The following is a 26,882-nucleotide window of genomic DNA, read 5'->3' as shown; positions in this document are numbered from 1 at the left end:
TCGCTGCCAGATATGCGTGCCGCCAATGAAAGGCACCCCCGGGATCCTCCCCAGCAGCGCGGGGGAGGTGACGCCGAAGGCGGCGGAGGGGGCGCGTGAAATGCTGCCTGCGGAAGCGGGCGCAGAAAACGAAGACTTCCGCGATGCCCCACTCCGTTACGCCCCCTCCACCATGCTTCGCATGGTCCTCCTCCCCCACAAGTGGGGGAGGATCCGGCTGGATCAGTCGCGCAGGTGTCGCTTCGTGAGCGATCGCTTATATACATACGCACCGCCCGTGAGCCGCTGGTAGCACCGCGCCGGAAGCACAGATCGCATCAGTTAGGGGTGGGGTTCCTTCGACGGGGTGCGCGGGCGAACGGCGTTTGACGTCTTCAGGGGTTCTCTCCGGAAGGCCGTCGCCGAGGAACTCCCATTTATGTCTCCCTGAACAAGACCATCAGATTTGTCCGGGCCAAAGTCCCCCTCCACCTTGTGAGGAGGCGTCAGGGGCGGGGTGGCGCTTGACCGGCGTGTGTTCGGCGTCCCAACCAATCCATACCAGCTTTGCCCCAACCAAAATTCCCCTCCCCCTTGTGGGGAGGGGTTAGGGGTGGGGGTAGGAACCGTTCGAACGCCTTGGGACATCCCGGGAACACCGCCCCCTCCGGGACTGCCCCCGGTCTCAATCGCAGTGCTCTCGCCGCTCCACGATCACCCGCTGGCACCGCAGGGCACACTCCCTCGACAACCCTTTCTTCCCGGCTATAACTGGTTGGGTCTTCGGGTACCCAATTCATCACCAGTTCCGTTCGCTTGCCGAACCAAAACCGGGTCTCATGCGCAACTTCGTCCAGGCTTTCCCCCGTTTCGCGATCTTCACCGGCCTTGGCGCCGCGACCGTCGTCTTCCTCACCGCTTCCGTGCTGGAGCCCTGGTGGCTCATTCCGGCGGTGGTGACGGGCGCGCTGTTTGGCCTCGGCGTCCATGACGTTTGCCAGCGCCGTCACTCGATTCTGCGCAACTATCCGGTCGTCGGGCACCTGCGCTTCATGCTCGAGAGCTTCCGTCCGGAAATCCGCCAGTACATGATCGAAGGCGACGACGACGAGCTGCCGTTCTCGCGCCAGCAGCGCGCGCTCGTCTACCAGCGCGCCAAGGGCGAGGAGGACAAGCGCCCGTTCGGCACGATCGAGAACGTCTATTCCTCGGGCTATGCGTGGCTGACCCATTCGGCCGCGCCGCTCCACATCACCGACACCGATTTTCGCGTCACCATCGGCGGGCCAGACTGCAAGCAGCCCTACAGCTCCTCGCTCCTCAACATTTCGGCGATGAGCTTCGGCTCGCTCTCGGCCAACGCGATCCTCGCGCTCAACAAGGGCGCGGCCAGGGGCGGCTTTGCCCACGACACCGGCGAGGGCGGCATCAGCCGCTACCACCGCGCCGGCGGCGGAGACCTCATCTTCCAGGTGGCTTCCGGATATTTCGGCTGCCGCAACGACGACGGCTCGTTCTCGCCGGAAAAGTTCCGCGCGGTCGCCGTCGACCCCCAGATCAAGATGATCGAGATCAAGCTCAGCCAGGGCGCCAAGCCCGGCCATGGCGGCATGCTGCCGGCGGCGAAAATCACGCCGGAGATCGCCGAGGCCCGCGGCATTCCGATGGGCATCGACTGCGTGTCGCCGCCCGCCCACAGCACCTTTTCGACGCCCACCGGCCTGATGGAATTCGTCGGCCAGCTGCGCGAGCTTTCCGGCGGCAAGCCGGTCGGCATCAAGTTGTGCATCGGTCACCGCCGCGAATTCATGAGCATGGTCAAGGCGATGCTGAAGACCGGCATCGTGCCCGACTTCGTCGTCGTCGACGGCGCCGAGGGCGGCACGGGCGCGGCCCCGGTGGAGTTCGCCAACCACGTCGGCATGCCGATGCTGGAGGGACTGACCTTCGTCCACAACACGCTGCGGGGCGCGGGCCTGCGCAACCAGGTGCGCATCGGCGCGGCCGGCAAGGTGGTGTCGGCCTTCGACATCGCCCGCGCGATCGCGCTCGGCGCCGACTGGTGCAACGCCGCGCGCGGCTTCATGTTCGCGATCGGCTGCATCCAGGCGCAGTCTTGCCACACCAACCGCTGCCCGGTGGGCATCGCGACGCAAGACCCGACGCGCCAGCGCGCGCTCGACACCGGCGACAAGGCCGAGCGCGTCGCGCGCTTCCACCGCAACACGATGAAGGCGCTGGGCGAGATCGCGGGGGCGGCGGGCCTCAGCAATCCGAGCGACTTCATGCCGTATCATTTCATGTTCCGGCAGAAGGAAAACGAGTTTCTGGACGGCAACGAGGCCTATCCGTACCTGCCCGAAGGTTTCCTCCTCAGCGAGGAGGAAATTCCGGAGCTTGCGGAGTGGTACAGCCGCTGGGACCGCGCCAATGCCGACAGTTTCGCACCGCCGGAAATCCCGCACGGGCCATTCCAGAACGCGCGAAGGGTCAGGGAGGTGGCGTGAGGCGAGGGCGGAAACACTCTCAACGTATGGCGGTTAATTGATGTCGCCGCTCTTTATCCTGATCGCCCGCCGTCGCAGTCCCCACACCGCGGATCCTCCCCCACATGTGGGGGAGGGGGACCATGCGAAGCATGGTGGAGGGGGCGTGACGGAGCGGGGCATCTCGGACGTCTTTGTTTTCTGCGCACATCTCCAGAGGTGGCATTTCACGAGCCCCCTCCGCCGCCTTCGGCGTCACCTCCCCCGCGCCGCGGGGGAGGACCCGGGCCGTGCCTTTCATTGGCGGCACGCATATCTGGCAGCGATGACCCACGAAGTGGAAACGGCCAAGCCGAGGCCATGACGACGGCTGGAGGTTGGAGGGGGCAGGATGGCAGTGCCGCTTCAACCGTTCGGGTCAACGATTTGCCAATAGCGTTTCAACGTCGTCATCGTCGGGCCTGACCCGACGATCCATGCCTGAACCGAGACGTCTTGCCGACGGGTGAGAACGCGCAACCTGCCGCTCCCCGGCGGTTCGGATCCAGCACCCGCAGCGCCGCGGCGGATCTTCCCCCATTTTATGGGGGAGGGGGACCATGCGAAGCATGGTGGAAGGGGCAGACGCGTAGCCGCCCGGAAGGTTCAGAGCAATCGCACCACAGCCCCTACCGCCTCCGGCGTCTCTTCCTCATACAGCCGGTCCACCTTGGCGTCGCGGCGGGCGCGTTCGGGCGCGGTGAGGCGGCGGCGGTTGATGAGCGCATAGGCAATCACCAGCCCCATAAGGGCGGCGCCGCCTGCCACAACCAGCAGCCAGGATAGTTCAGCCATAAGTCATTCCTTTCAGCTCGGCCCCTCGACAGCCGTGTTCCTGATGCCAACATCGCGCGGGCGCGGATTGTTCCGTGAAGGTGCGGGCAGGGGGCGGCTCACCTCGTTGCCAGCAACCCCTCGTAGACGTGGTTGTAGCGGCGCGAGGAGTGCAGCCAGTTGGACGGCCGCGCCATCGCCTTTCTGCGCATGCGCGACAGTGCCTGGCGCGAGGCGTAGGTGCCGAGCGCGCGCATCACCGCGTCCATCAGTCCCGACAGCGTCATCTCCTGGAACAGAAAACCCGTTTCGCCATCCTCGATGGTGTCGGCAAGGCCGCCGGTGCGGTAGGCGACGGGAAGGGACCCATAGCGTTGCGCATACATTTGGGAGAGCCCGCACGGCTCGAAGCGAGACGGCATCAGCAGAAAATCGCTGCCGGCAAACAGGCAGCGCGCCTCGGCCTCGTTGAAGCCGATGCGGACGCCGACCTTGCCCGGGTGGCGCTTGGCAAGGTCCAGCATCGCCTGTTCGAGCGCGGGATCTCCCTGGCCGGTCACCGCCAGCTGCCGCCCTTCTGGACGAAGTCTTCCGCCGCGCGGATCGCAAGGTCGATGCCCTTCTGGTGGACGAGCCGCGAGATGATGGCAAACAGTGGCCCGCGCGACACGCCCAATCCGAACGCCTCGCGCGCCTGCGCCGCATTGACGGCGCGCCCCTTCAGGTTGCTGCTGGAAAAGGCGGCGGGAAGGCTTGGATCGCGGCTTGAATCCCAGCTCTCGTCGACGCCGTTCAGAATGCCGGTCAGCGCGTGCTGGCTGGCGCGCGTCTGCAACAGGCCCTCGAGGCCGCAGCCGAATTCCGGCGTGGTGATCTCGCGCGCGTAGGTCTGGCTCACCGTCGTCACATGCGAGGAATAGTAGATGCCGCTTTTCAGGAACGACAGATCGCCGTGGAACTCGACGCCCTCCATTTGGAACGAGGCATCCGGCACACCGAGGATCGGCAGCCGCTCGCGCGGGAAGAGGCCCTGATAGGCGAGATTGTGGACGGTCAGCACGCTCGGCACCGCCTGGCCGCGCCAGGCCAGGTAAGCCGGGGCCAGCGACGACGGCCAGTCGTTGAGGTGGAGGAGGTCGGGCTGCCAGCCGAGCTCCGGCACGCCGCATGCGATCTCGGCCGCGGCAAAGCTCAGCCGCGCAAAGCGCACGTCATTGTCGGCCCAGTCGGTGCCGGCGGCGTCGGCGTAAGGCGTGCCCTCGCGGTCGAACAGGTCGGGGCAGAGGAGCACGTAGATCACCAGCCCGTCGGGCATGTCGATGCGGCCGAGGCTGCAGGCGGGAAGCCCTGCGAAGGCCGAAAGACGCGCCACCTCGGTGATGTCGCGGCCCTGCGTGACCTGCCGGTAGCCGGGAATGAGAACGCGGATGTCGTTGGTCTGGCGCAGCGCGCGCGGCAGCGCCGAAGAGACATCGCCAAGGCCGCCGACCTTGACGAAATCGGTCATCTCGGAGGTGACGAACAGTAATCGGGGCGGGGCTTCGTCGTCCCTGAGGCGCTGCGCGGAACCTTGCGCTTCGGACCCGCCCGCTGCGGACCCTTGCGGGCCTTGAGGGGAACTTTCAGAGAAACCGGAACCTCTGGACTGCTGCAACACGCTCAACCTCGCCTGAGACGGGAAATTTTTTGTCGTTGTCTTGTGGTCTTTTCGTCGGATGCTACCGGCGCGCAGGCTGCCGGGGCCCCCCGAACAGGTTGAGGAAGCGGATGTTCCCGAGCGGAAGGAGGAAATTGCTGGAGGTTAAGGAAGTTCGCGGATGGTGCGGACGACGCGAAGCTTTACCGCTTCATCTCCCGTGCGGGATTTCCCACCAGAACCACGTTCTCGCCAAAGCTCTTGGTCACGTTGGCTGCCATGCCGACGAGACTTTTCGGGCCGAGGGTGATGCCGTTCTTGATCGTGCTGCCGCTGCCGACATAGGAGCTCTTGCCGATGCGCACGTGGCCGGCAATGATCACGCCCGCGCCGATGATGGAGAAATCCTCAATCACCGCGTCGTGGTGGATCACCGTATTGGGCAGCACCAGCACGTGATCGCCGAGGCGCGCATTGGAGGGGATCGTCGCGCCCGCAAGCACCACCGTGCCGCGCCCGAGCCTTGCCTGCCGCGAGACATGCGCGCGCGGATGGACGATCGTCGCGAAGCGCCCGGCCGGCACGCCAAACCCGGCGATGATCTCCTCGCGGCGGGCGAAACTCTTTTCCGAGCCGATCAGGGCGACCACCTTAGCGTCGGGATAGTCGCCCAGCACCGCGCGGGGGCGGATCGCCACGCCGTCGATCATCTCGCCATGGCGCGCCGGGTCATCATCGACGAAGGCGACGATCTCGTGCCCGGCCTGCAGCGCATCGAGCGCATCGAGCGCATTGCCGCTTGCTCCAAGAACCACCAGCTGAGGCTTTGGCATGCGTTCCGGCTCCCCCGACGGCGGATGGCTGCGAAATCTTCGGCCAGCCTCGCATATGCGCGCAAAAGCTCAAGCCGTGCGTTCGGTGGAGGGTGGAGTCCTGGCCGGGTGGGGATGGCGGACGCAAAAATCGCGTAAGCTCTGTTATGGAACCGACAGCCTGGCGGCCGGCGGTTTCTGACTGGTCCATGCCTCCGTTCCTGGGGCATCAAAAAACGGCGCCGGTGGGTAAGGCCGGCGCCGAGGCGTTCACAGGATCAGGGTATTTTCTCCCGGCTTCATGCCGGAAGCACGTGACGTCTATTGGCGGGGCGCGGCCCACGACCAGAAGACGTCGTCGCACGGAACGCTGCGGTCGAGCGCGCGCTTTTCGAGCGTGCGCTTCGCCCAGCGCTCCGTGAGCTGCCAGGCGGCTTCGCCACCTTGAGGGGCGTCATTGTCGGGAATGAGTTGGGTCTCGGTGTCTTCGGACGGCCAGATATCTTCGGCCCCGTGCGTTTCTGCCGGGCCTTGCCTGTAACTTCCTTGCATCGCTTCCTCCAGCCTGCGGTTTGTCCCGCAATTGGCTGCGCAACTGGCGAAGCAGGATAATGTTCCCTACACAAAATATTTCAGGTGGATCTCGGTCTGCTCACCTTCTCCCTATCGCTTCATCTGGCCGAGGCGGTCCGGCCTGGATGCCACGGTCAAGCCGTGGCATGACGAAGCGGAGAGGCAGGGGATGTTGGGGGTAACAACGCTTCGGGTTCGCCTGTGTAGCGACGCTTCGGGTTCGCCTGTGCCCTCGCGATTTACCTCAGCATCCCCGCTCGTCACCCTCGGGCTTGATCCGAGGGTCCATGCCTGAACGTTGACGCTCGCGCGGGTGACCGCGGTTCTCTGCCTCTGCTTTTGTCTCCCCCGTCTCCCTCATCCATCGGCAATGAGGTTGTTGCCGAGGAAGCGGCAGGCGCGCGCCCTCCTGCCGGGCACGGCTCGTTATCGAAGGTTCTTCTTAAAAACTGATCCTTGGCAACTGCCCAGCCTCCCTAAGCCTCCGGGGGCCCCTATTCACTTACTCGCCTACTCCCCCTACTCCCCTCACCTTCTCAATGCCCCAGCACCCGCTCGATGGCGTCGGGGCGGTTGTGCTGCGCGAACTTGTCCATGATCGTGGCGCTCGCATCGTTGAGGCCGGTGACGGTGGCGTGGATGCCGTTCTTGCGGAATTTTAACACGGCCTTGTCGACGGCGTTGACGCCCGTCAGGTCCCAGATATGCGCGCCGGTGACGTCGATGACGACCTCGTCGATGTCCTCGGCAAAGTCAAAGGCGGCAAGGAACTCGTCGGCCGAGGCGAAGAACAGCTGGCCGACGACCTGGTAGTCGCGCCGGCGCCCGTCCGCCGAAAGCGTCGAGGTCACGCGGAAGATCTGTGCGACTTTCCAGGCGAAGAACAGGCCCGACAGAAGCACGCCGATACCGACGCCGAGCGCAAGGTTGCGGGTCGCGACAACCGCGACGACGGTTGCCAGCATGACGAGGCTCGAGCGGCGCGGATGGCGGGCAAGGTCAGTGAGCGACTTCCAGTTGAAGGTGCCGATCGATACCATGATCATGATCGCGACCAGCGCGGGCATTGCGATCAGGCCGACGAGGTCGCCGAGCACCATCAGCAGGAACAGCAGGAACGCGCCGGCGGTGAAGGTCGACAGGCGGGTGCGTCCGCCCGACTTCACGTTGATAACCGACTGGCCGATCATGGCGCAGCCGGCCATGCCGCCGAACAGGCCGGAAGCGATGTTGGCGAGGCCCTGGCCGATGCTCTCGCGGTTCTTGTCGCTGCGCGTGTCGGTCATCTGGTCGATGATCGAGGCAGTGAGCAGGCTTTCGAGCAGGCCCACGGCCGCCACCGCGACGGAGGTCGGCAGGATGATGAGAAGCGTGTCGAGGTTGAGCGGAACGTCGGGCAAGAGCAGCAGGGGCAGCGCATCCGGCAGCTCGTCAAGGTCGGCGACGGTGCGCACATCAATGCCCTGCCAGAGCATGAAGGCGGTGACGGCGATGATCGCCACCAGCGGCGACGGCACCGCCTTCGTCACGCGCGGAAAGAGGTAGATGATGGCGAGCGCGAAGGCGATCAGCGCATAGGTCTGCCATGTTACGCCGATCAGCTCGGGCAACTGCGCCATGAAGATCAGGATCGCCAGCGCATTGACGAAGCCGGTCATCACCGAGCGTGAGACGAAGCGCATCACCTGGCCGATCCGCAGCCAGCCCGCAACGATCTGGATGACGCCGGCAAGGATTGAGGCCGCGAGAAGGTATTGCAGACCGTGCTCGCGCACCAGCGTGCCGAACAGCACCGCCGTCGCGGCGGTCGCCGCCGAGATCATCGCCGGGCGTCCGCCGGCAAACGAGATGACGATGGCGATGACGACCGAGGCATAGAGGCCGACGCGCGGGTCGACGCCGGCGATCGCCGAAAAGCCGATTGCCTCGGGAATGAGGGCGAGCGCGACGACGATGCCGGCAAGGATGTCGGCCCGCACGTTCGAGAACCACTCGCGCCGGATTTTGCTTGTAATCATGGGAATATTGGAGTGCCGGGCCGCGCCGGAAGCGCGCCCGTCGCCTTGCAGTTCTGGAATGTCCGGCGGATCGGCGGCCGGAAGAGCCACCCGGAATTTCACCGGGTCCGGATGAATGCGCCCCAGATAGCCCGAAGCACGCCGCTGTCGCAAGCCTTGCCCACCCCCCCGCAGCGGTTGGAAAACCCGGCAAAGCCCCTATCTCCTCAGAAGGACCTCGGTTTTCAGCGGGAGAAGGCATCATGACCTATGACGACATCGTTGCCGTGCTCGGGCCGGTCGATCAGGACCTCGCCGCGGAGCTGATCGCGACGGGGGCAAGCGTTGCCGAGTTGCGCGAGGCGTTCAACTGGCTGAACAATGACGAGGCCCTCATGGGCGAGGGCCGTCCCCTCCCCGGCACCCGGATCGCCAGCCTGATCGAGATGCTGGAACCGGAGGAAGACCTCGACTGACACTTTTGTCAGAATGACACTTTTGTCATTGCCAGAAGAAGATGATCGTCCTATCTTCCCGGCATGAGCGGTAGCGGACCAACATCAACCGACATCGAGACGGACGCGGGGCCGGAAGGCGCCGCGGAGGATCATCGTTCCCGCACCGCAAAGCTGCGGCGCGAGCAGATGCGCCGGCGGCTGATCGAAAGCGCCATCCTCGTTTTTGCCGAGCAGGGCGTGAACGCGGCGGTGATCGGCCAGGTCATCGAGGCGGCCGGCGTGTCGCGCGGCAGTTTTTACAATCATTTCCGCACCAATGACGAACTCTGCGACGCAATCTGCGAGGACCTCGCCGATGAGCTCGTCGCCTATACCGAAAACGTCATCGCCGGCAGCGAGAGCGCGGACGGCGCGGTGGCGCTTGGCGCAACGACGGTGCTGTCGGCCGCGCTGCATTATCCGGTGCTCGGCCTGTTCATGGGCGCGCGCAGCCTCAACGCCGAGGCGCTGATGCGCGAGATCAGCGACGGGCTGAACCAGCAGCTTCATTTGGGCATGGCGAGCGGCACGTTCGTGAAGGGCGACACTGGGCTTACCGCCGACATGGTGCTCGGCATGCTGCGCGCCGGCATGCTGCGGCTTGCCATGCGCCAGACCGCGCCGCTCGAGCCCGAAGCCTATATCCGCGGCACGGTCGCCGCGATCCTGCGCGCGCTGGGGCTTGGCCCCGAGCGGGCGGAGACGATTGCCGCCATCGACCTTACCATCCCCGCCTTTGCCGAAGACAGCCTGATCGCCCGCGCCCAGGCCCGGCATGATGCCTATCGCAAAAAGGAAGCCTGACATGCGCCCGAGACGCTCGTCTGCATTCATGTCGCTTGGCCTTGCCCTTGCTCTTGCCACGCCGCTCTACGCCGGCGGGCCGCTGTCGGTTGAAGAGATCGTCGCCCGCTATGAGTCGGCGGTCTCAGCGCTGGAGCTGACCGGCACGGTCGAGGCGGCCGACGTCGTGCCGCTCGCGTTCAAGAGCGCGGGGCGCATCGTTTCCATCAATGTCGATGTCGGCGACAGGGTGAAGGAAGGCGACGTTATCGCCGAGCTCGACCCGACGCAGGCGCATGCGGCGCTGGGGGCTGCGAGCGCGCAATCGGCCGCGGCCACCGCGCAGCTTACCCAGGCGCAGTCAGTCTATGACCGCCTGAGCGGCCTCGTCGAGCGCGGGGCAACGACGCGCGCTTCGCTTGAAAACGCCGAGCAGGAGCTGATGGCGGCGCGCGCCTCCGTCGATGAGGCCGAGGCGCAGCTTGCCAAGGCGCGGCAGGCGCTGGCCGACATGACCCTGCGCGCGACCGTGACCGGCATCGTCACGCAAAGAAGCGGCGAGCCCGGGCAGGTGGCGGCTGCCGGCCAGACGCTGGTCACGCTCGCCCGCGAAGGCGCGCGCGAGGCGCAGTTCTACGTGCCGCCGGTGCCCGAGCTCGACGCCATGATCGGGCGCAAGATCGCGGTGCGCTCGCTGGAAGACGGCAGCGAGACCTTTGAGGCCGAGATTTCCGAGATCGCGCCGCTGGTGAACTCGTCGACCGCCACCATTTCGCTTCGCGCCCGCATCGACGACAAGGACAGGCCGCTTGCGCTCGGCACGCCGATCAGCTCGCGGCTTGAGATGGCGAGCGAACAGCTGGTGTCGCTGCCGTCGGCCGCGCTGGTGACGCATCTCGGCAAGCCGGCCGTCTGGGTAATCCATCCGGACAGCCGCCGCGCCGAAATCCGCAATGTCGAGATCGCGCGCTTCACCTCCGACGGCGTGCAGATCAGCAAGGGCCTCGAGGAAGGCGAGCTGGTGGCCGGCGCGGGCTCCTATCTCATCTATCCGGGCCGCGAAGTGGTCGCCGTGGAGGCAAAGCCATGAGACTTTTCTTCCCCCTCCTTCTTGCCGGCGCCATCGCCGCGACCCCGCTTTCCGCGCAGGAAGCACAGGAAGCGCGGCCGGTGTTTTCCGAGGTCGTGACGCCGTCGGCCGCGAATTTCCGCTCCTTTCCCGGCATCGTGCGGGCAACGCGCGAGGTGAATCTCGCCTTTCTCGCCGGCGGCACCATCGACACGCGCCCGGTCTCGCTCGGCGATGCGGTTGAGGGGGATGCGGTGATCGCGACGCTCGACGAGCGCTCGCTGCGTGACGACGCGGTCGCGGCGCGGGCATCGCTCAGGGCAGCCGAAGCGCAGGCCGCCCAGGCAAAGCAGGCCTATCAGCGCGTCGAGGAACTGAACAGGCGCGGCGTTGCCTCGACCAGCAACCTTGAATCGGCGAAGGCGGCAATGGAAACCACGACGGCGGCCGCCGATGCCGCCCGCTCCACGGTCGCGCGCGCCGAGGATGCCGAGCGCTATGCAACGCTGCGGGCGCCGGCCGCCGGCATCATCACCGCGATCCATGCCGAGCCCGGCGCTACCGTCACCGCCGGCCAGCCGGTCGTCACGCTCGCGACCAACGAAGGCCGCGAGGCGGTGATCGACGTTCCGCCCGCTTATCTGCCGCTCTTCACCAGGGACATGCAGTTCCATGTCACGCCGCGCATTGCCGGCGGCGAGGCCGCGGTGACCGGCACGCTGCGGCTGGTCGAGCCCGTCGTCGACCGCGCCGCGCGCATGCACCGCGTGCGCATTGCGCTTGACGGCGCGAACCTTCGCCTCGGGTCGCTGGTCGATGTTTCTCCCGACCTCCGCGAAGGTCACATCATCAGCATTCCGGGAAGCGCGATCGACCGGCGCGAGGACAAGCCCCGCGTCTGGCGCATCGGCGAGGGGCGAAAGCTCGAGCCAATCGACGTCGAGCTCGGGCCCGAGATCGAGGACCGCGTCATCGTCACCGCCGGCCTCAAGGAAGGCGACGAAATCCTCACGCGCGGCATCGAGGCCGCAACGGCCGGCCAGGTAGTCGGCGAAAGGATCAGCCGATGAGCTTCAATCTCTCCGACTGGGCGCTCAAGCACCGCTCGTTTGTCTGGTTCCTGATGATCGTGTCGCTGGTGGCGGGCGCGCTCGCCTACATCAATCTCGGCCGCGAGGAAGACCCGTCCTTCTCGATCAAGACGATGGTGGTTACCGCGCAGATGCCCGGCGCCACCACCGCCGAGATGCTGGAGCAGGTGACCAAGCGCATCGAGAACAAGCTCGAAGAGCTGGACGAGCTTGACTTCACCCGTTCCGAGACCTCGCCCGGCGTGTCGGTGGTCTATATCGACCTGAAACCCACCATCCGCGGCGAGCGGATCCGCAACATCTGGCTGCGCGTGCGCAACATGATGTCGGACATCCGCGGCGAGTTCCCGTCCGAGTTCGCGGGCTTTGCCTTCAACGACAACTTCGGCGACGTGTTCGGCAGCATCTACATGCTGACCGGCGACGGCTACTCCAAGGCCGAGCTGCGCGACCTTGCCGAGGACCTGCGCGACAAGATCCTGACCGTCGACGATGTCGGCAAGGTCGACATCATCGGCACGCAAGACCAGGTTGTGTATGTCGAGTTCGACACCAGGCGCCTTGCTTCGCTCGGTCTCGATGTGAAGCTCGTCATGCAGACGCTGGCCGACCAGAACGCGATCCGCCCGGCGGGCGTGATCCAGACCTCGTCCGAGCAGATCGTGCTGGAAGTCGGCGGGCGCTTCAACAGCGCCGCCGAGCTTGCCGCAGCGCCCCTGCGCGCCGGCGAGGTCTATTTCACCCTCGCCGACGTCGCCAAGGTCAGCGAAGGCTACGAGGATCCGCCCTCGGCGCTCGTGCGCTACAACGGCAAGGACGCCGTCGGCCTTGCAATCGGCATGGAACAGGGAGCCAACATCCTCGAGTTCGGCGAGGCGCTCGACGCGCTGATGGAAGCCGAGGCGCGGCACTTGCCCTTCGGCGTTAACGTCGACAAGGTCGCCGACCAGCCGCATGTCGTCGACCACTCGATCAACGAGTTCATGCAGGCGCTGGTCGAAGCGGTGGTGATCGTGCTTGCGGTCAGCTTCATCTCGCTCGGCCTGCGTGCCGGCCTGGTGGTGTCGATGTCGATCCCGCTGGTGCTGGCGCTTACCTTCGTCATCCTCGACATGATGGGCATCACGCTGCAGCGCGTCTCGCTCGGCGCGCTCATCATCGCGCTTGGCCTTCTGGTCGATGACGCGATGATCGCCATCGAGACCATGATCTCGCGCCTCGAAATGGGCGACAAGATCGAGAAGGCGGCGTCCTATGCCTGGACGTCGATTGCTTTCCCGATGCTGTCGGGCACGCTGGTGACCGTTGCGGGCTTCATCCCGATCGGCCTCAACAACTCGATGGCGGGCGAATACACCCAGTCGCTGTTCTACGTGATCGCGATCTCGCTGCTCCTGTCGTGGATCGTGGCGGTGCTGTTTGCGCCGATCCTCGGCGTTGCCTTCCTGCCGAAGCGCATGCCGCATCATAACCCCGCGCCGGGCCGGCTGCGCCGCGCCTTCCACAGGGCGCTCACCTGGGCGATGCGCTTCAAGTGGGTGACGATCGCCGCCACCGTCATCATCTTCGCCATCTCGCTTGCCGGCATGACGAAGATCGAGCAGCAGTTCTTCCCGAGTTCCGACCGGCCGGAGCTTCTGATCGACGTCACGCTGCGCCAGAACAGCTCGATCGCCGCCACCAACGAGGCGATCGGCAAGCTGGAGGCCTTCCTCGCCAGCCGCGAGGAGGTGTCCTACTTCACCTCCTATGTCGGCCGTTCCGCGCCGCGCTTCATCCTCACCCATGACGCGCCGACGCCCGCGCCCTATCGCGGCCAGATCATCATCCAGACGCCGGACGTCGAGGCGCGCGACAGCCTTCGCGCGGCAGTGCGCGAATATGCGGCGCAGCAGCCCGGGGTCGAGCTCTTCGCCAAGCTGATCGAGGTCGGCCCGCCGGTCGGCAAGCCGGTGCAGTACCGCGTCAGCGGCCCGGACATGGCCGTCAACATCGACGCCGCGCGCAAGGTGGCTGCCCTGCTCGGCACGGACCCGCGCCTCGACAACATCACCATCGACACCAGCGAGCCGGTGCGCATTGCCCGCATCGTCATCGACCAGGAACAGCTGCGCATGACCGGCATGACGCAGGCCGATGTCGCGCAGGCGCTGGCGAGCGTCTCCTACGGCGCCTCGATCACCTCGCTGCGCAACGGCGACAAGCTGATCGACGTGATCGCCCGCGGCAACGAGCAGGACCGCCATTCGCTCGAAGCGGTGCAGTCGCTGCAGCTGATGAGCCCGAGCGGCATTCCGGTGCCGCTCGCGTCGATCGCTCGCATCGAATGGGACATCCAGCAGCCGATGATCATGCAGCGCGACCGGGTGCCGACGGTCACCGTCAAGGCCGCCGTCTATTCCAAGGACCAGCCGACGACGGTCAACGCGGACCTTGCACCGCAGATCGACGCGATCGCCGGCGAGCTGCCGCCGACGCACAAAATCGTCACCGCCGGCATCAACGAGGAGACCTCAAAGAGCCAGGGGCCGATCGCCGCCGTCGCGCCGCTGATGATCCTGACCATGCTGGTGCTGGTCATGGTGCAGATGCAGAGCTTCCGCCTGATGTTCATCGTCATGGCGGTCGCGCCGCTCGGCATCATCGGCGTGGTTGCCTCGATGCTCGCCTTCAGCGCGCCGCTCGGCTTCGTGGCGCTCCTCGGCGTGCTGGCGCTGGTTGGCATCCTGATCCGCAACTCGATCATCCTCATACATGAGGTCGAGGTGCTGATCGAAAAGGGCCGCTCGCGCTGGGCCGCCGTGTTCGAGGCGTCCGACAGCCGCGCACGGCCGATCCTGCTGACGGCCGCCGCCGCCTCTCTCGCGCTGATCCCGATCTCGCGCCAGATCTTCTGGGGCCCGATGGCGATCGCCATGATGGGCGGCATCATCGCCGGCACGCTGATCACCCTCCTCTTCGCCCCGGCCCTCTACTGCGCCGTGTTCCGGGTGAAGCCGGATGAGGGGACGAAGGCAGACGCGGAGGCTGCGGGGGCGTAAAGGCACCGCCACGCGCCCCAGTCTTCAGAACTGATGGTTGCGCCCTGCAGGGCGCAGCCCTGTCTGCCGTGCTGCCTTTACGCCCGCGATCGCTGGATGCAATCTTCACGCGGGAAGTTGAGGAGGGGGATTATGGCGAAGGCTCCGGAAGATACCCATATGCTAGGCAGTTCAGAGACTGCCGCCGCCAGATCGGCCGCGTTGAAAGAAGAGCTTCTTGAGGACCTGGCCCTTCAGGCTGAGCAGTTCCGGCAAAGGTCAAACGGGTGGATGAACTTAGCCGTCGCTCTATGTACCGTCGGCATATTTGCGCCCATTGTAACGTTGCTAACGGAGCTGACAAGAAAGACCGAGAGCCTTACCATGGATGAGGTTCAACAAGTTCTCAGTCAGGAACCGAATATACTCGGTATCGTTGCGATCATGGCTGGATGCGCTGTGATATGTTATTATTTCGTTCAGCGCAGCATGCACTCGCTCACCGAAGGTATTCTGGCGAGAAAGGGAAGGGTGTAGTGATGGAATATCTCTCCTCCATGAGCCCTCTTGTCTGGGTAACCTTGGGCGGCCTGCTGGTGCTTGCTTTCAGTGTCGAGGCCTACGAACGTCGGAATTCCCGCAGGCTCAGAAAAACCATCGAGCAGCTGGACAAAATCCGTGCCGCGGAACAGGTGGCGGGGAGCCAGGAGGCCCTGCCGAAAGCGTCTTCACCAGAAGAGATCGCGAGGGCGGAACTGCGGGATCTGGAAGAACTGTTAGAACAGATCGAACATCGCTATTTCGAGGCACTTCAGCACGATAGCGCGGGCCTTGACCACACTCAGAAAGCTGAATTGCAGAAGATCGATCCGGTTCTGCTCCGCTCGATCACCAAGACCATCATCAGAAGCGCGGGCAAAGCTCATGAGCAGACGCAGCGCCGGCTCGAGCAACTCGTAGAGGCTCGCCTGGGCACTTAGTCACGTCGCCCATCCCGGCTCCCCCCTCCCCCCTGACATCTCCTAAATTTTCCGCCACCTTGGGTCCTGACGGCAGCGTGCCGCTGCCTAGGGAGAGAAATCCGTGAAGATCACCGCCATCCGCACCTTCCGGCTCGAGGAATTCGCCAATGTGCTCTGGGTGCATGTCGAGACCGATGCCGGCATCACCGGCCTTGGCGAGACCTTTTATGGCGCGGGGGCCGTCGAGGCGCATATTCACGACGTGCTGTCGCATCGCCTGCTCGGCAAGGATCCGCTGCGCATCGAGCAGCTGGCGCGCGAACTCGTCAACCTGCCGCTGGCGCAGGCGTCCACCGGCGCCGAATACCGCGCGGCCTCGGCCATCGACCTCGCGCTCTGGGACATTTTTGGCAAGCTCTGCGGCCAGCCGGTGCACCAGATGCTGGGCGGCCTCTGCCACGAGCGCGTGCCCGTCTACAACACCTGCGCCGGCTACCGCTATGTCCGCTCGAATCGCATCAAGCCGGTCGACACCTGGAACCTCGGCACCGCGCAAGGGCCTTACGAAGACCTCGAAGCCTTCATGGCCGATGCCGGCGCTCTCGCCGAAAACCTGCTCGAAAACGGCATTTCCGCGATGAAGATCTGGCCGTTCGACCCGGCCGCGATCGAAAATGACGGCCGCTTCATCACCACCGAACAGCTGAAGGCGGCGCTCGCGCCCTTCGAAAAGATCCGCAAGCGCGTCGGCGACCAAATGCAGATCATGGTCGAGTTCCACTGCCTGTGGAACCTACCGACCGTCAAGCGCATCTGTCGCGAGCTGGAGGCCTTCGATCCCACCTGGTTCGAGGACCCGATCCGTATGAATTCGGTGAGCGCGCTGCAGGAACTTGCCGCCTCGACGCACGTGCCGATCTGCGCCTCGGAAACGCTCGGCTCGCGCTTTCCCTACAAGGACATGCTGGAGGCCGGCGCCGTCGGCGTCGTCATGACCGACCTCGTCTGGACCGGCGGGCTCACCGAAGGGCGCAAGATCGCCGCGCTCGCCGATACTTACCACCGCCCCTACGCGCCGCATGACTGCACCGGCCCGGTCGCCTATGTCGCCGCGGTTCATTCCTCCTTCTCGCAGCCCAACACGCTGATTCAGGAGTCGGTGCGCGCCTTCTATTCCGGCTGGTATCGCGAACTCGTCACCGAGCTGCCCAGAATCGTCGACGGCCATGTCCTGCCGATGGAAGGGCCCGGCCTCGGCACCGAGCTGCAGCCTGCCGTTTTCCAGCGGCCCGACCTTTCCTCCCGCGTCTCGGAGCTTAGTTCATGAAGAACCCGTTCGACCTTTCCGGCCGCACCGCCCTCGTCACCGGCTCCTCGCGCGGGCTGGGCTTCGCCATCGCCAAAGGGCTCGCGGAAGCGGGTGCTGCCGTCGTGCTCAACGGCGTCAACACCAAGCGGCTGGCCGATGCCGCCGAAGAGCTGCGCAATGCCGGCCATCGGGTCGAGATGCTGAGCTTCGACGTTACTGACGAAAAGGCGGTCGCCGCCGCCTTTGCCGAGCTCGACGCGCGCGGCATTGCCGTCGACATCCTCGTCAACAATGCCGGCATCCAGTACCGCAAGCCGATGCTGGAGCTGGAAACCGAGAACTGGCAGCGCGTGCTCGACACCAACCTCACCAGCGCCTTCCTGGTCGGGCGCGAGGCGGCACGGCGCATGGTGGCGCGCGGGCACGGCAAGATCATCAATATCGGCTCGCTGATGAGCGATCTCGGCCGCGCCACCGTCGCGCCCTACACAGTCGCCAAGGGCGGCATCAAGATGCTGACCAAGGCAATGGCCGCCGAATGGGCCGAGCTCGGCATCCAGGCCAATGCGATCGGCCCCGGCTACATGCTGACCGACATGAACGAGGCGCTGATCAACAACCCGCAATTCGACGGATGGGTGAAGTCGCGTACGCCCGCGCGCCGCTGGGGCAAGCCGGAGGAACTCGCCGGCACCGCCGTGTTTCTTGCCTCGCCGGCGGCAGACTACATCAACGGCCAGATCATCTATGTCGACGGCGGCATGAGCGCCGTCGTCTGATTCCTTGTCTCCTAAAGGCGGACGGACGCGACCTTTGCCGCCAGACGGCGCAGCTCATCGGCATCCGGATGCGCGTCGGCGGCCGCCGCAATGCGGTGCCAGACTGCGCGCAGGTAAAGGCCGATCGTCAGGCGCGAGAAATCATGCGCCAGCTCGGCCGGGTTGTCGGAGGCAACCACCACGGCGCGCCGCGCCTGCCATTCGTCGATCGCGCCAGGCAGCCAGTCGGCGCCTTCCGCCAGCCGCTCGACCAGGGCGGCGAAGGCATCGGCCCCTGCCCCGCCCTTTTGCGTCAGGGCGCGGGTGGCAAGCTGCAGCGCGTGGATGCCGTTCGCACCCTCATAGATCGCGGTGATGCGGGCATCGCGCCAGCACTGCGAGAGGCCGTATTCGGTGAGATACCCGTAGCCGCCGAGAATCTGGATGCCGAGGTCGGAGGCGCGAATGCCCGACTCGGTGCCGAAAATCTTGCAAATGGGCGTCAGAAAGTCGATCAGCTCGACCGGCGCGCCGCGCAGCGATTCCACCAGCGCGACATGGCTCATGCCGCGCGCGCCGAGCGCAAGAATGCGCTGCTCGTCGAGCTTGCGGCGAACGTCCGCGTGGTCGGAAAGCACCGCCGGGCTGCGGTCGGCCTTGCGGCCCTGCACGCGCGTTGCCGCATAGGCCGAGGCGATCGCATGGGCGCGGGTGGCATGGGCAACGCCCTGCATGGAAACGTCAATGCGGGCGTGGTTCATCAGGATGAACATGGCCGCCAGCCCCTGCCCCTCGACGCCGACGAGTTCGGCGCGCGCATTGTCGAAGCGCATCTGGCAGGTGGGCGAGGCGTGCAGGCCGAGCTTTTCCTCGATGCGGGTGACGGCAACGCCATTGGGGCGGCCCTCCACCTGTGCGGGCACGAGGAACAGCGACAGGCCGCGCAGGCCCGTCTCCATCGGCGCGGTGCGGGCGAGCACCAGATGCAGGATGTTCTCCGACATGTCCTGGCCGCCGCCGGAAATGAAAGTCTTTTCGCCATCGATGCGCCAGCCGTTGTCATCCTGCGTCGCGGCGCAGCGGATGCGGGCAAGGTCGGAGCCTGCTTCCGGCTCGGTCAGGCACATGGTGGCCAGAAACTCGCCGGAAATGAGCCGGGGGATCCATGCTTCCTGCTGTTCGCGGCTGCCCTGGTGCATGAGCGTTGAGACCGCGCCCGGCACCAGCCCCGACACCATCTGCAGCGAGTGGTTGGCTCCGGCGAAGATTTCGGTGATCGCGGCAGCGGTCAGCGCGTCGACGCCCTGCCCGCCGAATTCCTCCGGCGCGGTCAGCCCCAGCCAGCCGTCGCCGGCCAACTTCTGATAGGCCTCGCGAAACCCGTCCGGCATGAGGACGCGGCCGTTTTCGAGCCGGCAGCCCTCAGCGTCGCCCGGCGCATTTATCGGCGCCAGCACCTCCGCGGCGAACTCCCCGAAATGGGTGATGATCGCCTCGCCCGTCTCGCGGTCCCAGCCGGCTTCTTGCGCCCGCGCCACATGGGCGAGCGAAAACAGGATGTCGTCGACCGGTGCCTCAAACGGGATCATCACTTCACCTCCACTGCCTCCTCGGCCAGCCGCCCGCTTGCGATCCCGCTTCCTCAAGGAACCCGAACCTGCGGCAAGCCCGCCAGCCACCCTCACCGATAGCGCAGGGAATAGTTATAGGCAATAATAGTTTCCGAGGACAGTTTGTCGTGCAGGCACTCGTTCTTGCAAGGCCCATCCGCTTGCACATTTGGGGTGTTGTCGCTGGGCGATTGGGCTTAGCACCGCTTCTTCAATGGCGGGCCGCCCGCGTGCCTGGGCGAAGGCGGGTGCGGGACCGCGCTCCGCTTTCGACCCCACGGCGCTACGGCGTTCCTGCTCCCGCCGCGCTCTACCCTCACTCGCCGTCATGCCGGCCGTTGTGGCGATATCCAGTGCCGTCGTGGGCGCGGCGCGTAGTACGGCGGGGCTGGCTGCGCTTGAGAAGCCGCACGATCGCGTCGACATGCGAGTGGTCGGCGCTTTGAGGATGCCCCGCCGCCTCGCGGCGGCGGGCGATCAGGCTCTTCAGCAGATCGAGCAGGTCACGCATCCCCTGCCTCTCGCGTGAGCGCAACCGAGATGCGCAGTTGCGATCCACCCTTCCCTTGCTCGATCCACCCGCGGGCGCTGTAGCCGGCCGCAACGAAAGGCTCGAGCATGCGGCTGTGGATCGGCGAGATGCGGCCGAGACGCTCTCCGTCGGCGGTCGAGACGGAAAGCGCGTGCGGATCGTACAGGTCCGAAAGATCCCGTTGCAGCACCACCTCGGTGCCGGCGGGCGGCAGGGCATTGCCTGCCACCCGCGCGAGCCCGGTGATGTAGGTGCTGACGACGGGAGCCGCGGCTGAGGCGGTACGTGCGGAGGCGGGAGCGGCGAGCACGGTGCCCGCCAGCCCGCCGCCCGCACAGGTGAAAAAGCCCCGGCGGTCCATCGCTGCCTCCTATTCCTGTTCGGCCTGGGCGCCCGACTTCGGCTTGGCGCGACCAAGATTGGGTTCCTCGCCCTGCGGCTCCATCGGCCGCGAGGAGAACGAGCCATTTCCGTCGATCGACTCGCCCTTGGACCAGCGGCCCTGCGGCGGCTCGCTGCCGTCCTGCTGGAAGCCGAGGAAGGCGTAGGAGAAGTCGCGGTTTTCTTCCTCCTGCGGGTGGCTGTTCGGGATCGGGAACACCTCGGTCGGTCCTCCGAGCTCTTCCAGCGCGGCCATCCACTGGTTCTGGTGCATGGTGTCGCGGGCGATCAGGAACTGCAGCATCTCCTTCATGCCCGGATCGTCGGTCATGTTGTAGAGCCGCACGGCCAGCACGCGGCCGGTCGACTCCGCCATCACGTTGGCGGTCATGTCGGCGGCGATGTTGCCGCTCGCATAGATGTGCGACATGTCGAACGGAACGCCGTCGGAGTCCACCGGCATCGCCGACAGGCCCGAGGACAGCAGGTTCTTCAGGTTGATGCCGTTGAGCACGGCGCCGCCGACCGGATCGCCCGACACCTCCTCCTGCAGCGACAGTGGCGCGCCTTCGAGGTTGAGGGCAACGGCCGTCGCGAGCATCTCGATATGGCCGATCTCCTCCGCCCCGGTGTTCAGGAGCAGCTGGCGGAATTTCGGGTCGCCGCGCGCGCCCCACGCCTGGAACAGGTACTGCATCGCAACGCGGATCTCGCCTTCGACACCGCCGATCGCCTGCTGCAGCGCCCGGGCAAAGCGCGGATCGGGTTTTTCGACCCGCACGGGAAACTGCAGCTTGTTGTCGGTATAGAACATCGGGTTCTCCTTCTTGGTGGGCCTTGTGGGACCGGGCCCAACCGCAACATCCCGCCGATGTTCCGCTGTATATCTGCTGCCCATAGCCAAACCGTACGCCGCGGACTCCCCGCGTTGCGGGGGAGGATTCGCGCCGTGCCTTTCATGTCCGGCATGCATAACTGGCAGCACTACGGCAAAGTGGAACCGTGGAGGTGGATCCGGTGCGTGTTCTGAATCGCCGCTGAGGTTTCACCGTTTCCGGCCTGCAGCCTCGCTCTCGGCGGGACGATTCATGCAGGCTGGCGTCCACAAGCGCCACGGCGAAAACACGCTGCACCTTCCGGCCGAACAATTCCCGGCCTCGCGTGTTGTTGGGAGAAGGATGATCCCCGCAACGGAGGCGAAGATGACCGGCAATGACAGGCCGCCCCAGACCACGAAACGCGAGCGCGAGCCGTGGGAAAAGCGCCACGAAAATGACGGGCGCGGGCCGCTCGCCGATAATCCTTCCCTCGTTCCGGACCGCGACGCCGGCATTCCGGAAGGAACCCCGGGCGAAGCAGCGCCGGTCGCTGGCGACGGCTTCCAGCGCCCCTCCGGCGCGGTGCATCCCACCTTCCCTGATCAGGACTCGGGCAGCTCGTCCAGCGGGAGCGATCGGAGCGCGCCGGATCATATCGAGGACGAAGGCCATACCGGCCGGACAGCTGGCGATCCCGGCAAGAGCTCCCATGATGCTGGCGATAGCCGAGGCTCCGACGTTCCCAACCGCGACGACCCGAAGGGTGCGGCATGAGGAACGAGGCCGGCACAAGGGGCGACGGCGCCGCGGGGGACCGCCTGGCCGGCGAGGATGCCTTCGGCCGCATCGTCCTTGGGGCGGTTGCGGGCTTTTGCGCGACGATGGCGATGACGGCGGCGATGCGTGCGCTGCATGCAGGGCTTGAGCCGCGAGACCGCTACCCGCTGCCGCCCCGCGAGATCACCGAAGGAACCCTTCCCGTCGAAGGCCGCGCGGCCGGCATCGCCACCATCCTTACCCATTTCGGCTACGGCGCCGTCACCGGCGCCATCTTCGGCGCCCTGCCGCGCGGCGTTCCGGGCCTCCTTTATGGCCCGGCCGTGTGGGCTGCGAGCTATCTCGGCTGGATCCCGGCCGCGAACATCCTCAAGCCCGCCACACGGCATCCGGCCGAGCGCAACCTCTTGATGCTCGCCGTGCATCTCGTCTGGGGCGGGTGCCTCGCCTTCGGCCTTCGCGAACTCGAGGCGGCGTCACGCAGCGCCTTCGGTTCCGGCCGTCTTCACGATCGACCGGAAGGAAGCCAGCGATGAGACTCGACTTTCCCGCCTTCAGCAACGTGTTCTGGCTCGACGGCGCGCAGCCGATGCACGACTATCCCGCGCTCGAAGGCCCGCTCGAGGTCGACGTCGCCATTATCGGCGCCGGCATGGCCGGGATGCACTGCGCCTTCCATCTGCGCAACCGCGGCCTCAAGGTGGCGGTGTTCGAGGGCAAGACGATCGGCGGGCAGGCGACCGGCCGCTCCACCGCCAAGGTCACCTCGCAGCACGGCCTCTGCTACCAGACGATCGAGCAGAAATTCGGCGCGGAACAGGCAAAGATCCACGCGCGCTGCAACGAGCAGGCGCTGCGCCGCATCGAGGAAATCTCCGGCATGATCGGCGAGGCGGCCAACTTCGAAAGCCGCGACGCCTACATCTATGCCGAGACCGACGATGAGGTCGAAGAGCTGCGCCGCGAGGAGAAGGCCGCCCGCGATGCCGGCATCGATGCGTCCATGGTCGACCTGGTCAAGGCGCCGGTCGAGGCGCTCGCGGCGTTAAAATTCCCGGACCAGGGCCAGTTCGACCCGTTCGGCTATTTGCAGGGGCTTGCCGCGCTGCTGCGCGACCAGATCGACTTCTACGAGGAATCCCGCGTCACCGCGGTCGACTATGGCTGCCCCTGCGTGCTGCAGGTGAACGGCCACGAGGTCCGGGCCGCGCATGTGGTGGTGACCACGCAGCAGCCGGTCATCCCGGAAGGCCACTTCTTCGCCAAGGCCTACCCGTTCGCGCATGTGGTGGCCGCGGCCCCGCTGCCCGACGGCGTCGTCATCGACGGCATGTTCATCAATATCAGCGAGCCGCGCCGTTCCTTGCGCACGGTCGAAATCGGCGAGGAAACCTATGTCATCGTCTCGGGCGCCGAGTTCCACCCCGGCGAGCCGGACGAACTGCTGGAAGCGACCGAGGACCTGCTGTGGTTCCTTGCCGAGCATCTCAACATCCGCGAGCCGACGCATTTGTGGACCAACGAGGATTTCCGGCCGATGGACGGCGCGGCCTTCATCGGTCCCGCCGACAGCGACCATCCGCGACTGCTGGTCGCCACGGGCTTTGCCGCCTGGGGCATCACCCAAGGGGCGGTCGCTGGCGAAATCCTTGCCTGCTGCGTGCGCGGCGAGGAGCACCCGGCGCTTTCCCTCTACGATTCCACCCGCCACAAACCGATCGCCGGCGGCGGCGAGTTTTTGAAGGAAAACATGAAGGCCGGCATGCACCTCGTCGGCGACCGGGTGCTCGGCCGCAAGACGGTGGAGCTGGGTGAGATCGAGCCCGGCGAGGGCGCGGTCGTCTCGCATGGCGGCGAAAAGCTTGCCGTGCGGCGCGAGGCATCCGGCGAGGTCGTCGCGCTCAGCGCGATCTGCACGCATATGGGCTGCGTCGTCGACTGGAACGGCATCGACCGCACCTGGGACTGCCCCTGCCACGGCTCGCGCTTCGACCAGTCGGGCAATGTGCTCACGGGCCCCGCCAAGGAGCCGCTCGGGCGCCGCTCGATCCATATAGAGGTGACGGATGACGTTGCCGGCTGACTCGCAAAAAAGGACCGGCCCGAAGGGGCCGGCCAGTTGGGGTCATGGGACAACTTGGGGCCATCAAGGGGACCACGTGGGGGCGCCAAGGGGTCCCCTGGGAGGCGGGAACGCGGACCGAACCGCGGCCGCCGCAAATTGTTCCGGGTTCATTCCGGAAATTGCCATCAGGGGCTGCATCGCAGCCGGAGCGGAGGTTGAGTGATGGAAGGAGCTGACCGGCGCGTCATCATTGGCTGGCTGATGATCGGCTTTGCCCTCGGCGGCTTCTTCGACGGCATTTTGCTGCATCAGGTGCTGCAGTGGCATCACCTCCTCTCCGGCCTCGACGATCCGGCGAACCCCAACCTTCCGCTGCAGGTGCTGGCGGACGGGATCTTCCATCTCCTCATGTATGCCGTCGCCATCATCGGCACCGCGCTTGTCGTGCGGGCGCGGAAGGGACAGGGCGCGTTCGACCGCACTCCGGTCCTCAAGCTCGCGCTCTTCGGCTTCGGCGCCTGGCACGTCGCCGACGCACTCCTGTCGCACTGGCTCCTCGGCATCCACCGCATCCGCATGGATAGCGACGACCCGCTCCTGTGGGACCTCGGCTGGCTGGCCGTGTTCGGCCTCCTGCCGCTGCTGATTGGCTGGTGCCTGCCGCGCGGCGGCAGCGGACGGCCCGTCGCCGCATCGGTGCTCGCGTTCCTGCTCGCCTCCGGTCTTGCCGCCGGCCTCGGCCCTGCGCTGACCGGCCCGCAGGAGACGATCGTCGTCTTCCGCAGCGGCGTCAGCGAGGACGAGAAGATGGCGGCGCTGATGAATGCCGGCGGCAGCCTTCGCTGGAGCGACGCGAGCGGCGCCGTCTGGGGCATCAGCGACGTGCCGCTGCCGGGCATGCTGGCGCTCTATCGCGGCGGCGCGGCGCTCGTCAGCTCGACCCCGGCGCTTGCAGGCTGCCTTGCCTTCACCCGTCGCGCCTGATCCGCCCCTGATCCGCCCGCCTTCGCGCATCAACCCTTGAACCCCGGCCCGGATGGTGGTCTTACAGCTGGCAGTGATTTGCCGACCAGCCGGGGATTTTTGCCATGAGCGTTTCCGAACTCTTCGACAGCAGCTCCGCCACCTCCCCGCAGCCGGAATCGATCACGATCCGCCGCCCTGACGACTGGCATGTCCACGTGCGCGACGGCGAGATGATGAAGGCGGTGCTGCCCTTCACCGTGGCGCAGTTCGCGCGCGGCATCATCATGCCGAACCTCACCCCGCCGGTGACGACGGTGGAGGCGGCCGCCGCCTATCGCGAGCGCATTCTCGCGGCGCTGCCGGAAGGGGCGGACTTCACGCCGCTGATGACCTGCTACCTTACCGACCACACCGACCCGGACGAGATCGAGCGCGGCTATCGCGACGGCGTGTGGCTCGCGGCAAAGCTCTATCCGGCCGGCGCCACCACCAACGCGCATTTCGGCGTCACCGACATTCCCGCACTCGCGCCGGTGTTCGAGCGCATGGAAAAGATCGGCATGGCAGTGCTGGTGCATGGCGAGGCGGTCGATCCGGAAGTCGACATTTTTGACCGCGAGCAGGTCTTCATGGAAGAGAGCCTGCTGCCGCTCTTGAAGCGTCATCCGGGCCTGAAAGTGGTGATCGAGCACGCGACCACGATGGAAACGCTCGACATCGTGCGCGAGCATCAGGCGCGCGCGGCCTGCACGATCACCGCGCACCACCTCGTCATCAACCGCACCTCGATCTTCCAGGGGGGCCTGCGCCCGCACCTCTACTGCCTGCCGGTCGCCAAGCGCGAGAAGCACCGGCTGGCGCTGCGCAAGGCGGCAACGTCGGGCGACAGCTGCTTCATGCTCGGCACCGACACCGCGCCGCACCCGCGCAGGAACAAGCAGGCCGAATGCTGCTCGGCCGGCATCTTTTCCGGTGCCACCGCGCTGCAGACCTATGTCCAGGTGTTCGACGAGGAAGGCGCGCTGGGCAAGTTCGAGGCGTTCGCCTCGCTCAACGGCGCCCGCTTCCATGGCTTGGAGCCCAACGCGGGCACGATCACGCTGGTGAAGAAGCCCTCGATGGCGCTTGCCTCCGTGCCGGTCGACGGCGAGGACGTCGTTGTCTTCCAGGGCGGCCAGCTGCTGCCCTGGTCGATCGCAGCGGAATAGGGGTCTCTCTACCCTCGGCGTTTGCGATCAACTCCCCCTCCACCGCCTTAGGCGGTCCCCCTCCCTGGGGGAGGATCCGACTGGATCAGCTTCGCAGGTTTTACGTCGTGGGTGATCGCTGCCACCGATATGCGCGACGACCATGAAAGGCACCGCCCGGATCCTCCCCCGCAGCGCGGGCGAGGTGACGCCGAAGGCGGCGGAGGGGGCTCGTAAAATGCCACTTGAGGAGGTGTGCGCAGAAAACAAAACTTGCGAGATGCCCTGCTCCGTCACGCCTCCTCCACCGCCTCCAGCGGTCCCCTCCCCCATGAATGGGGGAGGATCTGCGGCGTGCGGGTGGCAAAGGCGGACCAGCATAACTTCGCGTCTGGCAAACATTACCACTGCATCTTTTTCAGTGGATCACGCAAAAATCCGTGCATCCTGAAAGACGTTTTGCCGTCAGTCATGATGTTAATCTTCCTGGAAAATCTGGTTCGACACACCTCACTCGGGAGGAAAGGGCAGGCGTGAGCGGCCCCCGTTGAGGCATGTGTCGCAAAGGGGGCGTCATGAGGGGGAGTGTTCACCCGCACCGGGCCAAACGCGCGGGGCACCGCCTCAGCAGCCTGCCAGTCGTATCAGTGCGGCATCAGCCGGCTCTCGCAATTGCCGCGGGCCGGGGCTGCGCACCATCACCCCTTCGGGCAATCACAAGAAAACACAACCGTCATATGGCCGGGTGGCACCCCAATCCG

23 protein-coding genes, 1 pseudogene and 1 other annotated feature are annotated in these 26,882 nt (G+C 66.0%); of the genes and pseudogenes, 15 read left to right on the top strand and 9 right to left on the bottom strand.

Annotated elements, in window-relative coordinates:
• Nucleotides 1-818 precede the first annotated feature (818 nt).
• On the top strand, nt 819-2,486 hold the full coding sequence (locus tag L630_RS0115995; protein WP_024849247.1) for an FMN-binding glutamate synthase family protein: 1,668 nt from the start codon (nt 819-821) through the stop codon (nt 2,484-2,486).
• Between the two features lie 624 nt (nt 2,487-3,110).
• Here L630_RS0115995 and L630_RS0115985 read toward each other — a convergent pair.
• The 5 genes and pseudogenes from L630_RS0115985 to L630_RS0115965 form a co-directional block, all read right to left on the bottom strand.
• Nucleotides 3,111-3,299 carry a hypothetical protein gene (locus L630_RS0115985; RefSeq protein WP_024849245.1) on the bottom strand — a complete coding sequence of 63 codons (189 nt, stop codon included), beginning with the start codon at nt 3,297-3,299 and terminating at the stop codon, nt 3,111-3,113.
• Nucleotides 3,300-3,397: 98 nt separating this feature from the next.
• Nucleotides 3,398-4,785: pseudogene (gene glgA / locus L630_RS21620) on the bottom strand (glycogen synthase GlgA).
• Between the two features lie 332 nt (nt 4,786-5,117).
• Complete coding sequence (locus L630_RS0115975; protein WP_024849244.1) at nt 5,118-5,747, bottom strand: NeuD/PglB/VioB family sugar acetyltransferase; 630 nt, start codon at nt 5,745-5,747, stop codon at nt 5,118-5,120.
• A gap of 300 nt (nt 5,748-6,047) precedes the next feature.
• Nucleotides 6,048-6,278 carry a hypothetical protein gene (locus L630_RS0115970; protein ID WP_024849243.1) on the bottom strand — a complete coding sequence of 77 codons (231 nt, stop codon included), beginning with the start codon at nt 6,276-6,278 and terminating at the stop codon, nt 6,048-6,050.
• Between the two features lie 557 nt (nt 6,279-6,835).
• Nucleotides 6,836-8,317 carry a SulP family inorganic anion transporter gene (locus tag L630_RS0115965; RefSeq protein WP_024849242.1) on the bottom strand — a complete coding sequence of 494 codons (1,482 nt, stop codon included), beginning with the start codon at nt 8,315-8,317 and terminating at the stop codon, nt 6,836-6,838.
• Nucleotides 8,318-8,373: 56 nt separating this feature from the next.
• Nucleotides 8,374-8,429, bottom strand: a sequence feature (sul1 is cis-regulatory element that is thought to sense ions involved in sulfur or methionine metabolism; They are found in Alphaproteobacteria).
• A 130-nt stretch (nt 8,430-8,559) separates the two neighbouring features.
• On the opposite strand from L630_RS0115965, the gene L630_RS0115960 reads away from it, so the two are divergent.
• The 9 genes from L630_RS0115960 (at nt 8,560) to L630_RS0115920 (ending at nt 17,806) form a co-directional block, all read left to right on the top strand.
• Nucleotides 8,560-8,772, top strand: a complete 213-nt coding sequence (locus L630_RS0115960) for a hypothetical protein (protein WP_024849241.1) — start codon at nt 8,560-8,562, stop codon at nt 8,770-8,772.
• Nucleotides 8,773-8,835: 63 nt separating this feature from the next.
• Nucleotides 8,836-9,597: a TetR/AcrR family transcriptional regulator gene (locus L630_RS22255; protein WP_024849240.1), complete on the top strand. Its 762-nt coding sequence runs from the start codon at nt 8,836-8,838 to the stop codon at nt 9,595-9,597.
• A gap of 1 nt (nt 9,598) precedes the next feature.
• A complete protein-coding gene (locus tag L630_RS0115950) occupies nt 9,599-10,666 on the top strand; it encodes an efflux RND transporter periplasmic adaptor subunit (protein ID WP_034330586.1) in 1,068 nt (355 codons plus the stop codon).
• Entirely contained in the window at nt 10,663-11,715 is a 1,053-nt protein-coding gene (locus tag L630_RS0115945; protein ID WP_024849238.1) for an efflux RND transporter periplasmic adaptor subunit, read from the top strand. The genes L630_RS0115950 and L630_RS0115945 overlap by 4 nt, the downstream gene beginning before the upstream one ends.
• Nucleotides 11,712-14,777 (top strand): efflux RND transporter permease subunit, encoded by a 3,066-nt coding sequence (locus L630_RS0115940; protein ID WP_024849237.1) that lies wholly within the window; start codon nt 11,712-11,714, stop codon nt 14,775-14,777. The genes L630_RS0115945 and L630_RS0115940 overlap by 4 nt, the downstream gene beginning before the upstream one ends.
• 132 nt (nt 14,778-14,909) lie before the next feature.
• Nucleotides 14,910-15,293: a hypothetical protein gene (locus L630_RS0115935; protein WP_024849236.1), complete on the top strand. Its 384-nt coding sequence runs from the start codon at nt 14,910-14,912 to the stop codon at nt 15,291-15,293.
• Nucleotides 15,294-15,295: 2 nt separating this feature from the next.
• Nucleotides 15,296-15,736, top strand: coding sequence for a hypothetical protein (locus tag L630_RS0115930; RefSeq protein WP_034330583.1), 441 nt, complete (start codon nt 15,296-15,298; stop codon nt 15,734-15,736).
• 103 nt (nt 15,737-15,839) lie between these two features.
• Complete coding sequence (locus L630_RS0115925) at nt 15,840-17,045, top strand: mandelate racemase/muconate lactonizing enzyme family protein (protein ID WP_024849234.1); 1,206 nt, start codon at nt 15,840-15,842, stop codon at nt 17,043-17,045.
• The gene (locus tag L630_RS0115920) at nt 17,042-17,806 is read left to right on the top strand and encodes an SDR family oxidoreductase (RefSeq protein WP_024849233.1); all 765 of its coding nucleotides are present in this window, start codon (nt 17,042-17,044) and stop codon (nt 17,804-17,806) included. The genes L630_RS0115925 and L630_RS0115920 overlap by 4 nt, the downstream gene beginning before the upstream one ends.
• An 11-nt stretch (nt 17,807-17,817) precedes the next feature.
• Here L630_RS0115920 and L630_RS0115915 read toward each other — a convergent pair whose 3' ends face one another.
• The 4 genes from L630_RS0115915 to L630_RS0115900 form a co-directional block, all read right to left on the bottom strand.
• Nucleotides 17,818-19,374: an acyl-CoA dehydrogenase family protein gene (locus tag L630_RS0115915; RefSeq protein WP_024849232.1), complete on the bottom strand. Its 1,557-nt coding sequence runs from the start codon at nt 19,372-19,374 to the stop codon at nt 17,818-17,820.
• Nucleotides 19,375-19,711: 337 nt separating this feature from the next.
• The gene (locus tag L630_RS0115910) at nt 19,712-19,906 is read right to left on the bottom strand and encodes a hypothetical protein (RefSeq protein WP_024849231.1); all 195 of its coding nucleotides are present in this window, start codon (nt 19,904-19,906) and stop codon (nt 19,712-19,714) included.
• A complete protein-coding gene (locus tag L630_RS0115905; RefSeq protein ID WP_024849230.1) occupies nt 19,899-20,288 on the bottom strand; it encodes an HIRAN domain-containing protein in 390 nt (129 codons plus the stop codon). The genes L630_RS0115910 and L630_RS0115905 overlap by 8 nt, the downstream gene beginning before the upstream one ends.
• Before the next feature lie 9 nt (nt 20,289-20,297).
• Complete coding sequence (locus L630_RS0115900) at nt 20,298-21,122, bottom strand: manganese catalase family protein (RefSeq protein ID WP_024849229.1); 825 nt, start codon at nt 21,120-21,122, stop codon at nt 20,298-20,300.
• A 274-nt stretch (nt 21,123-21,396) separates the two neighbouring features.
• Between L630_RS0115900 and L630_RS0115895 the strand changes: the two genes are divergently transcribed.
• From L630_RS0115895 to pyrC, 5 genes are all read left to right on the top strand, one after another.
• Nucleotides 21,397-21,900 (top strand): hypothetical protein, encoded by a 504-nt coding sequence (locus L630_RS0115895; protein ID WP_024849228.1) that lies wholly within the window; start codon nt 21,397-21,399, stop codon nt 21,898-21,900.
• Nucleotides 21,897-22,439, top strand: a complete 543-nt coding sequence (locus L630_RS0115890) for a hypothetical protein (RefSeq protein ID WP_024849227.1) — start codon at nt 21,897-21,899, stop codon at nt 22,437-22,439. The genes L630_RS0115895 and L630_RS0115890 overlap by 4 nt, the downstream gene beginning before the upstream one ends.
• Nucleotides 22,436-23,986, top strand: a complete 1,551-nt coding sequence (locus tag L630_RS0115885) for an FAD-dependent oxidoreductase (protein ID WP_024849226.1) — start codon at nt 22,436-22,438, stop codon at nt 23,984-23,986. The genes L630_RS0115890 and L630_RS0115885 overlap by 4 nt, the downstream gene beginning before the upstream one ends.
• A 204-nt stretch (nt 23,987-24,190) precedes the next feature.
• The gene (locus L630_RS0115880; RefSeq protein WP_024849225.1) at nt 24,191-24,952 is read left to right on the top strand and encodes a DUF2243 domain-containing protein; all 762 of its coding nucleotides are present in this window, start codon (nt 24,191-24,193) and stop codon (nt 24,950-24,952) included.
• 104 nt (nt 24,953-25,056) lie between these two features.
• Nucleotides 25,057-26,142, top strand: coding sequence for a dihydroorotase (pyrC, locus tag L630_RS0115875; RefSeq protein WP_024849224.1), 1,086 nt, complete (start codon nt 25,057-25,059; stop codon nt 26,140-26,142).
• Nucleotides 26,143-26,882 lie beyond the last annotated feature (740 nt).

The sequence above is a fragment of the Aminobacter sp. J41 genome (assembly GCF_000526635.1).
Classification (GTDB): Bacteria; Pseudomonadota; Alphaproteobacteria; order Rhizobiales; family Rhizobiaceae; genus Aerobium.
This window is presented reverse-complemented; position numbering and strand designations above follow the sequence as displayed.